Genomic DNA, 202 nt, shown 5'->3' with positions numbered 1-202 from the left:
GGACGTCGTGGCGGAGCTCGCGGAGAGCGTGCGGGCGCGGACGCTGATCGCCGATGCTCCGCCGGTCACGCGGCGCCGATTGGACGAGCGCTCGGCCGAGGTCAACGCCGCTGCCGTCCATGCCCAGATGCGCACGGTGGTCCTCGGCCGCTGGATCAGCGCGATGTCGCTCATCGAGGGCGTGACGCTCGCGGCACTCATC

1 protein-coding gene is annotated in these 202 nt (G+C 72.3%); it reads left to right on the top strand.

The genetic code is table 11. The features are described from left to right. On the top strand, nt 1-202 hold a 202-nt coding region (locus tag DSP71_RS22000; RefSeq protein WP_181800676.1), incomplete at both ends, for a hypothetical protein.

The sequence above is a fragment of the Microbacterium sp. H6 genome (genome assembly GCF_003314775.1).
Taxonomy (GTDB): Bacteria; Actinomycetota; Actinomycetes; order Actinomycetales; family Microbacteriaceae; genus Microbacterium; species Microbacterium oxydans.
The sequence above is the reverse complement of the archived record's forward strand: the minus strand, read 5'-3'. Positions and strand labels throughout refer to the sequence as shown.